Annotated in this window: 7 protein-coding genes; 4 read left to right on the top strand and 3 right to left on the bottom strand. The window is 65.5% G+C overall.

The window, feature by feature from the left end; genetic code table 11:
* A partial coding sequence (locus EN742_RS13645) for an FAD-dependent monooxygenase (protein WP_128332910.1) occupies window positions 1-969 on the top strand: 969 nt, incomplete at its 5' end.
* A gap of 80 nt (window positions 970-1049) precedes the next feature.
* On the opposite strand, the gene EN742_RS13640 is transcribed toward EN742_RS13645, so the two are convergent.
* Window positions 1050-2207 carry a GNAT family N-acetyltransferase gene (locus tag EN742_RS13640; protein WP_128332909.1) on the bottom strand — a complete coding sequence of 386 codons (1158 nt, stop codon included), beginning with the start codon at window positions 2205-2207 and terminating at the stop codon, window positions 1050-1052.
* Between the two features lie 294 nt (window positions 2208-2501).
* On the opposite strand from EN742_RS13640, the gene EN742_RS13635 reads away from it, so the two are divergent.
* Window positions 2502-3986 (top strand): hypothetical protein, encoded by a 1485-nt coding sequence (locus EN742_RS13635; protein WP_126058538.1) that lies wholly within the window; start codon window positions 2502-2504, stop codon window positions 3984-3986.
* Here EN742_RS13635 and EN742_RS13630 read toward each other — a convergent pair.
* Window positions 3972-5066, bottom strand: coding sequence for a glycosyltransferase family 4 protein (locus tag EN742_RS13630; RefSeq protein ID WP_126058537.1), 1095 nt, complete (start codon window positions 5064-5066; stop codon window positions 3972-3974). The genes EN742_RS13635 and EN742_RS13630 overlap by 15 nt on opposite strands.
* Window positions 5063-6472, bottom strand: a complete 1410-nt coding sequence (locus EN742_RS13625) for a lipopolysaccharide biosynthesis protein (RefSeq protein WP_126058536.1) — start codon at window positions 6470-6472, stop codon at window positions 5063-5065. The genes EN742_RS13630 and EN742_RS13625 overlap by 4 nt, the downstream gene beginning before the upstream one ends.
* Window positions 6473-6712: 240 nt before the next feature.
* Between EN742_RS13625 and EN742_RS13620 the strand changes: the two genes are divergently transcribed.
* Together EN742_RS13620 and EN742_RS13615 are read left to right on the top strand one after the other, a co-directional pair.
* Complete coding sequence (locus EN742_RS13620) at window positions 6713-8866, top strand: GumC family protein (RefSeq protein WP_126059373.1); 2154 nt, start codon at window positions 6713-6715, stop codon at window positions 8864-8866.
* Between the two features lie 3 nt (window positions 8867-8869).
* Window positions 8870-9461: cellulase family glycosylhydrolase (locus tag EN742_RS13615; protein ID WP_148670098.1), on the top strand; the 592-nt coding region annotated here is incomplete at its 3' end.

Raw genomic sequence — 9461 nt, 5'->3', positions numbered from 1 at the left:
GTTAACATCCGTAAGGGGCGTCTTCTCGACCGCACGCATGCCCGGCACTTCGGCATCTTCTACGACGACCTCGTCGGCGCCATGCGGGCGGAACTGCCCGAAAACGTGCGCTTCATCGCCGGCCGGGTCAACGCTCTGGAGGCGGGAGCGGACCGTCAGCGCGTGTCGATCCTGGGGCAAGGCGACGTCACCGCCAGGCTGCTCGTGCTCGCCACGGGCATGGGCGACATTCTCAAGCGCGACCTTGGCATCGAGCGCCGGTTCGTCCACCAGCGGCAGTCGCTGACCTTCGGCTTCAACATTCGCCCGGCTGGGGACAGCACCTTCAGGCATCCGGCGCTCACCTACTATGGCGAACGGACCTCGGACGGCATCGACTATCTCAACCTGTTCCCGGCCGCCGATGTCACGCGCGCCAATCTGTTTGTCTTCAGGGATCATCGTGACCCCTGGGTAAAGGCCCTGCGCGAGCGGCCCAGGGAAACGCTGATCGACACCCTGCCGGGGCTCGTCAAGGCATTCGGCGATTTCGAGGTCATGGACAAGGTCGAGAGCTGGCTGACCGACATCACCGTCGCCGAGAATTGCGTTAAAGATGGCGTCGTCCTGATCGGCGATGCCTATCAGACATCCTGCCCCGCGGCCGGAACGGGCGTCAGCCGTCTGCTCACCGACGTCGAGCGCCTGTGCAAGGTGCACGTGCCGCAATGGATGGCCTCGCCAGGGATGGCGGCCGCGAAGATCGCGAGCTTCTACGGCGACCCTGCGAAGCGCGCGATGGATGCACGCGGGCTTCATCTGGCGGACTTCCGCCGTAGGCTGACGATCGAGAACGACCTACGCTGGCGCGCATGGCGGCAGCTTCACTTCAGCCGCCGCCGCATCATGCACGGGATCAACAGGCTGAGCCCCAGTTTCGCCGCCAGGCTACGCGGACTGAGCAGGCCGAGACTCGAAGCCGCGACGTGATGCGGGCCGATCCGAGACCGCGAACCACCCCGACCATCCAGCCGGCGCTTTTGTAGACAGTCCGCCGAGCGCGACGCGCTTCAGGTCTTTCGAGCTTCGGGACTCAATTCATCGTCCGCTTGGACCGGCGACACGCGATCGGGGGAGGCCTTCTTGCCGTGCAGCACGCGCCGCGCAAGCGCCTTGGCCGCGGGCAGTTTCTCTACCGTCAAATGCGCCGCGTAGCCGAGCGGGCTCCCGGCCCGGAAGATCTGCCACATCGGCGACGGCCGGCCGCCGAAGATGCGCTTGTAGGGTTCGTCGCCGATGGTGAAGTCGAGGGAATGGTCGCCGCGCTCGATGCAGTCGCGCGCGATCTGTTCGAACAGCAGGCTGCCGATCGACTGCTTCCTGTAACCGGCCTCGTCGAAGCCGCCGAGGATGACGAGGAGAGAGCCTTTGTGAGCAAGCCCAAGCGCGCCGGCGATCGCCCTGTCATTCATCCAGAACGTATAGGTGCGCGCGAAGCCGTCGCACCCTTCTGCGGCCACGGCCAGATAGAAATCGAAATAGGATTGCTGCTGCAGCAGGTCGGCAGGGCCGTTGCTGCCGTCGAAACGCTTGCCGCGGTAGATCTTGAGCGCGTCGAATGTTGTGCGGATGGTGTCGATGTTCTGGGCGCATTCGAAGCGCGCCTCCCCCATGCGACCGAGCTGCCGGGATTTCTTGTCGAGTTCCTTGCGGTAGGACTGGTTGAGCTGATGTTCCCGCCAGGAGGCGAATGTCGGCTCCAGCTTGCTGGAATAGGCGCTCATGCCCATGCTTTCGCGCTTGGCTATGCCAAACAGGCGCTCCATGGCCAGCGAGCGATCCGCAAGCTTGCCGATGCGCAGGAGATCATAAGGCCGCAAATGCCTGCGGATCGCGGCGACTGCGCGGCTATCCGCCAGGATGCGCGACAAGGTCTCCTCGGTGGTGACCGGCGACACATAGTCGGAAACGCGCATGTCGGCGAATTCCACGACCTTGAGCAACGTGTATCGGCGCCTGACGAGTGGCAGGACCACGGCGAGCTTGCCGCCCGGCCGGGCGCGCACAACGATGATCAGCGGGGTGGCGGAGCTCTGCCGGACGATCCGCTCATAGAGCTGCGCCAGCCATATGGGGTGCTGAAAGGCCGTCGCCGCCGAGCTGGCGAACAGCTCGACATATTCCGTCGAGCGGAAGTCGAAGGAATCCTCGGCAGTGACTTCAAACATAAGAATCCGAACCGGCAGACAGCGGCCCGATCTATCGACGACGTCTTGCGTTCCGCGTCAAGGCAAATCGCAGGAAAGTTAGAAACTTGGTATATGCAAGAGTTCGGACGCCGGTTGCAAATCTGTCATGCATTCTACGTTCCGCAGGATCGGGCCGGGGCAGTCGAGATTTATTTTCCCGCAAATCACGCTTGCGGATTTCAAGTGTAACCGCAAGGTAAGCTTTTTCCGCCAAGTCATCTGTTTTCGAGTGTCTGCGGCCCGAGCACCAAAATAACCGCGAACGGGAATGACATGGTCTCGATCGACGTGATTGTTCCGCAAATTGCCCCTCGCCGATGGCAAGAGCTCGTCATCGAGCGGCTTCGGGCCGACGGTCATGACGTGGCCGTGTTGCATCAGGCCGAAGCGGCCGCCTGGCCGGCTGCGGCAAAGCTCGCCTTTGCCTTCGAGCAGCGCCTGTTTCGACGGAAAGGGCCCGGCCTCGGCGCTCCGCTTGACAGGCTCGAGGCACGATCCGGCGGCCGGCCCGTCGCGTTGAGGCTGGACCTTGCCGGCAACGCGGCGCTGTCGGATATCCCGACAGTCGGCCTTCGATTTGACGGCTCGGGCTTTGACCTCTCGGCGGCGATAGCGGTCGCGGCCGGCAGGCTGCCAGTGATCGAGGCCGTTCTCAACGGCGAGACGGTGGTGGGCCGGGCTCTGCCGATGGTGGACAGGCGGGAATCGGCGGCGCTTGGCACAGGGGATGTGCTTGCCCGCGCCGTGACTCTGATCGTTTCGATCGCGCGGGCGTTCGCTGAAGGCCGGCCTTTTCAGGGCGAAGGAACGCCTGACGACCGACACCTCAACAAGGCAACGGCGTTTGCCTTCGCCTCCGCCTATCTCGGCTCGGCGCTGCCGCGGCTTGGCCGGGAGGCCATGCGGCGCGTCGGTTATCGCCATGCGCATTGGCGCGTCGGCTACCGCTTCACCGATGCGCCCGGCGTGGCTGAGACAGGCCGGCTCGGGAGCGGCTGGTCGGTCTTGCCGGATCCGGGCGACCATTTCTACGCCGACCCTTTTCCGTTCCAGTGGCAAGGCCGGTCATTCCTCTTCGTCGAGGATTACCCTCATGCGACCGGCAAGGCCGTCATCTCCGTCGTGCCGTTCGATGCCAGCGGCGCCCCCGAGACGCCGAGGGTCGTGCTGGAGGAACCGCACCACCTCTCCTACCCGCAGGTGTTCGAGCGTGACGGCGCGGTCTGGATGCTTCCCGAGGCCAGCGCCGGCGGCAGGCTCACCCTCTATCGCGCCACGGGCTTCCCGGACCGCTGGGCCGCCGAGACGGTGCTGGTCGAAGGCGAGATATCCGACGCGACGCTGCTCGAGCATGGCGGGCAACTTTGGCTGTTCGCGACCGATCGCGACGGTTACGGCAGCACGTCCGACACGCTGGTGGTTTTCAGCGCTCAGGCGCTCTCCGGCCCGTGGACCCCGCATCCCATGAACCCTGTCCTGATCGACCTTCGTATGGCACGCCCAGGCGGAGCTTTCGTTCGCAACCGGGAGGGCCGTATCCTGCTTCCGGTTCAGGACGGAACGCTCGGCTATGGCGGCGGGCTTGGCCTGTCGGAATTGCTGGACCTCGACCAGCAGGCGGTTCGGCTTTCGCAGCCTCGGCCGGTCGATCCGGAAGGCGACTGGCCTTACCCGAAGATCCACACGCTTAACCGCGCCGGCATGCTGGAGGTTATCGACGGGATCGCGGCGGTGCGAAAGCACTCAGGAAAGCAGTAGCGCCTCGTAGCCCGCGCACATCCTCGCCGGCGAATATTTCTGTCCGAGTCGCCGCCCCGCCGCGGAGAGCGTGGCCATCAGTTCCGGCCTGGCGATCATCTCGGCAAGGCCCCCGGCCATGCCGTCGGCATCGGCCTTGACGAAGATCGCCGCCGCTTCGCCATCCTCGGCCGTCAGCACCTCGCGCATCACCGCAAGGTCGTTCGACACCACCGGCAGACCGGAAATCGCCGCTTCGACGCAGGCAAGGCCAAAGGTCTCGGTCATCGACGGAAACGCATAGGCATCGCCGGCCGCGAGGAATTCGAAAATGCGCGCCGTGGGCACTTCGCCGACCAAGTGCAGCCGATCCGCGATGCCCCGGCTCGCGGCAAAATCGACAAGGGCATCCCGCTCCGGTCCGACGCCGGCCAGCGCCACATGGATATCGGGAAGGTGCGCGAGCGCTCCGACAAGCGCGATCTGGTTCTTCATCTGCGTCAGACGCCCCGACGAGACAGCAAGCCATACGTCCCGGGGCAAGCCGAAGCCGGCGCGCGCGGCCACCTTGTTGAAGTCTCCATCTGGTGCGGGGACGCCGTGATCGATGCGCCGGATCCGCCGCCGGTAGGCTTGCGGGTAGCGATCGAACTGCGCTTCCGTCCAGGCCGAGTTGACGACGTTCGCCTGATAAAGCCCCGACATGCCCATCAGCTTGTCGATCTGCGAGAGCAGGCCCATGACCCCTTTGGTCTGCGGCGCGCCGCTCTGGTTGGCAACGATGTGCCGGACTCCGGCCACCCGGGCGCCGATCGTGCCGAAGATGTTGCCGTAGTGCTGATAGGAGATCACCGCGTCCGGCCGCGCCGCGCGCAGATAGGCCGCAAGGCCGATGGCCGCGCGCACCTGTCCGGGCAATCCTTTCGGGCGCCCGGCAAGGATGAAATCCGCATAGGGATCGCCGTCGAAAGCGTCGGTCTTCCGGTACATGAAGACGGTGCGCACATCATGCCCGCGAACCCGCAGGCCTTCACCCACCATGTCGGAAATTCGTTGCGCGCCCGCGGCCTCGGCCTGGGTCTGAACCTGGATGATCTTCACATACGCCCCTTCAGCGCCACGCGGGGAGCGGGCGCCGCCCTCCCCATCGCAAAGCCGAAGATAGATGGGTCGATGCCTATTCTACGCTTGGCGATCGACACCGCAATGGCGGTCCATGCGATGACGGTGCCAGCGATGCTGACCGCCGCGCCGATCGGCCCGAAGAAGTAGGTCGTCACGGCGGTCGCGCCGAGCCCCAGCGCGTTGACGATGACCAGCACCTTGAACAGCGCATGCTGGAGGCCGGTCAGTTGCAGCAGGACTTCGATCGGGCCGCAAGCCGTGCCGAACGTCGCGCCGATGCCGAAGATGACAAGCGTGGCGCGCATGGCGGGCGTGGCATAGGCCGGATTGAACATCGACAGGATGAAGCCGCCCAGGATCCAGAATGCCGCGAGCACGCACAGCGCGATCGCGAAGCTGCCAAGCGCGGCGAGGCTGGTGATGCGCTGAACATGCGCCCTGTCGCCGCTGTAGAAGGCGCTGGAGATCTGCGGCGCGAGCGCCTGGTTGATGCCGTTGAGCGCAAGCGCCACGAACCGTGTCGTCCGGTCGGCGACGAAGATCGCGCCGGCGGCCTCGGGCCCGAGGATCATGGCCACGAGCAGGGTGCTGACCTGCCCGAGCGCCGGCGGCAGCGAGGTGACGCCCCACAGGCCAAGCGTCACCGTCCTGAATTCCTGCTTCTGTCCTTCGCTCAGGGGGCCACGTTCGGCGCGCGCCGTGTCGCGCACCAGAGCCACGGTTTGCGGAACGACCGAAAGGACGAGCAGCAGGGCGGTCAGCCAGGTCGCCTCGACCGCGCTCATCTCGACGCGCATGGAATGGCAGACGAAAAGGATACCGATCGTCGCCGCGCGCCAGATGATATCGCGCGGCAAAAGGCCGGATATCAGCGCGTTCTTGGCCCGGAAGGCGCCGGAGGTGAACTCCGACCAGCCGAGCGAGAAGGACAAGACCGCGGCGGCCAGGCACAGCGAGAACCATTCCGGCGTGCCCTTGCCGATGAACGGCAGGAATCCGACCAGGAGGATGAGCAGGCTGGAGCCTATAAGCCCCGCCAGCGCCACGAGAATGGCGCGCGCCATCATGCCGTGAGCGGAGTTGAGATCGCCAAGCCCGACATATTGCGGCCAGAACCTGAGCACGGTGCTCTGCTGTCCGACCGAGGCGAAGAAGGACACCAGGCTGGCGCCGGCATAGGTCGCGCTGTAAAGGCCGAACTGCCGTCCGTCCATCACCATGGCGACGGCCACGAACATCAGGAAGGACAGGCCCGCGCTGGCAAGCTTGATGATGCCGGCCACCGCGCCGCTCTTGGCGAGCGCCACGATGGGCATGCGCATGCCGGCCCCGGGGCTGGCGCTCCCGGCCACGGCGTCGCGATCGGCTTGATTCTCACTCAACGTCGGCCCCTGTAGCAATCAACTGGCCTAACCCCCGCGGCAGGCGAGCCGACGCTGAAACCTGCCCCTGAATAGAGCAAAAGCCGGCAATTGCGCCAGCGCGAACGCTCTGCATGGTTACTGTTACCGCGAAATGAATCGCGTAAGCACCTCAGTAACCTTAACGAAAGGCTAACGTTAATCCTGAATACTGGACCGTGTAGAGTGGCGTCGGTACGCCGGCTCTGCAGGGGAAAGGTAATGAAGCCAGCCAGGATCGACGATCGCGCTCTTCCGCCATTGTTCGATATCGGACCGTTGTGGGCCATTCTTTGGGGGCGCCGACTGCTGGTGCTTGCCTTCACCGGCGCGGCGCTGCTTCTGGCGGTGCTCTACCTTGCCGTGACCAGTCCCAGCTACACCGCGACCGCCTCGATCCTGATCGATCCGCGCGACGCGCGCGCGACCAACTTCAACAACGTCCTTCCGGGCATCGGGGCCGACAGCGCAGCCATCGCGAGCCAGGTCTTCGTCATCGAATCGCAGGACCTGCTGGGCACCGTCTTCGACAGCCAGAAGCTCCGGAACGATCCCGAATTCTCGTCCCGCGGCCTGATATCGCGCGTCATGTCCCTGTTCGGCGGAGGTACCCCGCAGGACGCGGCCTTCAAGCGTTTCCAGAAGGCGGTATCGGTCGAGCGCGAAGGGCTGACCTATGTCATCAACGTCTCCTTCACCTCGCCGTCGCCGGAGAAGGCGGCCCGCATCGCCAACGCCATCGTCGACCGTTACAAGGCGAGCCTGGCCGGCGAGCGGGAAACCGCCAATGACGATGTGAATTCCCTTCTCAACGACAGGATCAAAGGCCTGCAGAAGGACGTCAGCGACGCCGAGCGCGCGGTCGAGGATTTCAAATCGCAGCACAGGATCGTTGACCCGACCGATGGCGGCACGCTGCAATCGCAGCTCGACCAGCTGACGACGCAGCTGATTGCCGCGCAGGGCGATGCCGACAAGGCCAAGGACAGATACAATCAGGCCTTGGCAGCTGGCACCTCCGCTGCCGGCCTGGCCAAGCTGTCGGAAATACTCTCCTCCAACGCGGCCGCCAATCTGCGCGACGATTACAACCAGCGCGCCACCGAGCTCGCAAATCTGGAAACCATGTACGGGCCGCGCCATCCGGCGATCGGCCGGCTGAGGTCCGAACTGGACCGCATCAACCGGCTTATGGCCGGTGAGGCGATGCGGATCAGGCAGCAGCTGAAGGCCAATTACGATCTCGCCGTCCAGAATGCCGGAAAGCTGCAGGACAAGCTCGAAGCCCTGCGCCAGCAGTCCCAGGACTCGAGCCTGGCGCAGGTGCAGTTAAGGCAACTCGATTCGAAAGCTCAGGCCGCCCGCACCGTGCTCGACGACTTCCTGAAACGCGCGCAGGAAACATCGCAGTTGCAGGGCGTCCAGACGTCCGAGGCACGCACCATCGGTGCCGCCGCGCCGCCGCTGCAGCCGACCTGGCCAAAGCCGGCCCTGCTGCTGCCGGTGAGCGTCTTTCTCGGCCTCATGGCCGGATGCGGCCTCGCGCTGATGCTGGGCCCGGTCGGTCGGCCGGAGGATGATCCGTCGAGCCAATGGCGGGACGCTCCGCAGGCGGTCGATCCAGCCAAGGATGGCCCGCAGGCCAAGCCCCGATCGTTGCCCGTGCCGGCCGATTTCGGCGAATACCGCTTGCCCGGGGTCGCCGGGGGCGCGGCGCTTGCAAATATCAAGGCGATGAGGAAGTCGCTGTTCGAGACCGGCAACGAAACACTGTCGCTGGCCGTGCTGAGACTGATGCGGCAGATCCTCGGACGCCTGAGCGACCACCCCAAACCCTTTGTGTTGCTGGTGTCCTCGATGCAAAGCAGCGCCGAGGCACGGCTCGCCGGCGCGATGGTCGGGATCGGCCTGCAGCGAGCCGAACAGAATGTGCTCGTGGTTGAAGTCGGAGACCTGCCGCATCGCGCCGGGTACGGCTCCGGCCTGTTCATCGACGGCGCCAGCGGCCTGCGTACGGTTGCAGCCGGTGGGGCGGCCGGACAGGGTCAGCAATCGCGCGATCGCAACAGCTTGCGCAGCATTCTTGCCGAAGCCGGCAACGCCTTCGATTTCGTGCTCGTGGTCGCCCCATCGCTTGGCGAAGAAGGTTGGGACCCGGAGCTTTTTGCCAAGGCCGATCTCACGCTGTTCGCGTTGAACCGGTCCGAAAGGGCATCCGACGCCGCCGATCTGATCGAGCGGCATCTCGGCGCTGGCCAGGTCGAACGCAGCGCCACGCTGGTGATCGCGCAGGACAGCGCCCAGCCCGGCAAGACCCCGCACGACGTCCCGTCGAAGGCCGGCGACTGGCGCCGCGGCGCCGTTGCGAGGACCTGATCCATGCGGGCGCCGGAGCAGGCTTTGCCGGCGCTGTCGCGGCGGCGTGCGCTTGCCCTGACCGGCGGCGCACTGCTTACAGCCTTGCCTTTTTCCGTCTCCGCCACGCTGCCGGCGGCGAACAAGCGCGCCGTTCCCTCGCATGGCTTCAACCTCCCCGGATGGTTCGAACGAGAAGGCGGGAGCGCCCCTACCCCGGCCGTTCTGGAGAAGCTTCGTCAAACTGGGTTCGAAACGATCCGGTTGCCGGTGAATGGCGATCTCGTCGCGGATGGCAACAGGGCGGCATTACGCGCCATTCAGCGTGGCGTGGCCGAGCTTGTCGGGCTGGGCTTCGCGGTGCTGGTGGACATGCATCCTTCGGGTGATCTGCGCGCCGCGTTCGAGCGCGATCCGGCAAGCGCGGCCGAACGCGTGGTTCAAGCCTGGACGGCGCTCCGCGTCGTCATTGCCGACCTGCCGGAGGACTCGGTCTATCCGGAGCTGCTCAACGAACCCCCGATGGAGCGGAGCGACTGGCTCGCGCTGCGCGAACACCTTGCCGCAACCTTGCGCGCCAAATGTCCGCTGCACGCGATGGTCTGGGGGCCGGCGC

The sequence above is a fragment of the Mesorhizobium sp. M4A.F.Ca.ET.020.02.1.1 genome, from assembly GCF_004022645.1.
GTDB lineage: Bacteria > Pseudomonadota > Alphaproteobacteria > Rhizobiales > Rhizobiaceae > Mesorhizobium.
Note: the sequence above shows the minus strand (reverse complement) of the source record. Positions and strands in the feature narration are given on the sequence as shown.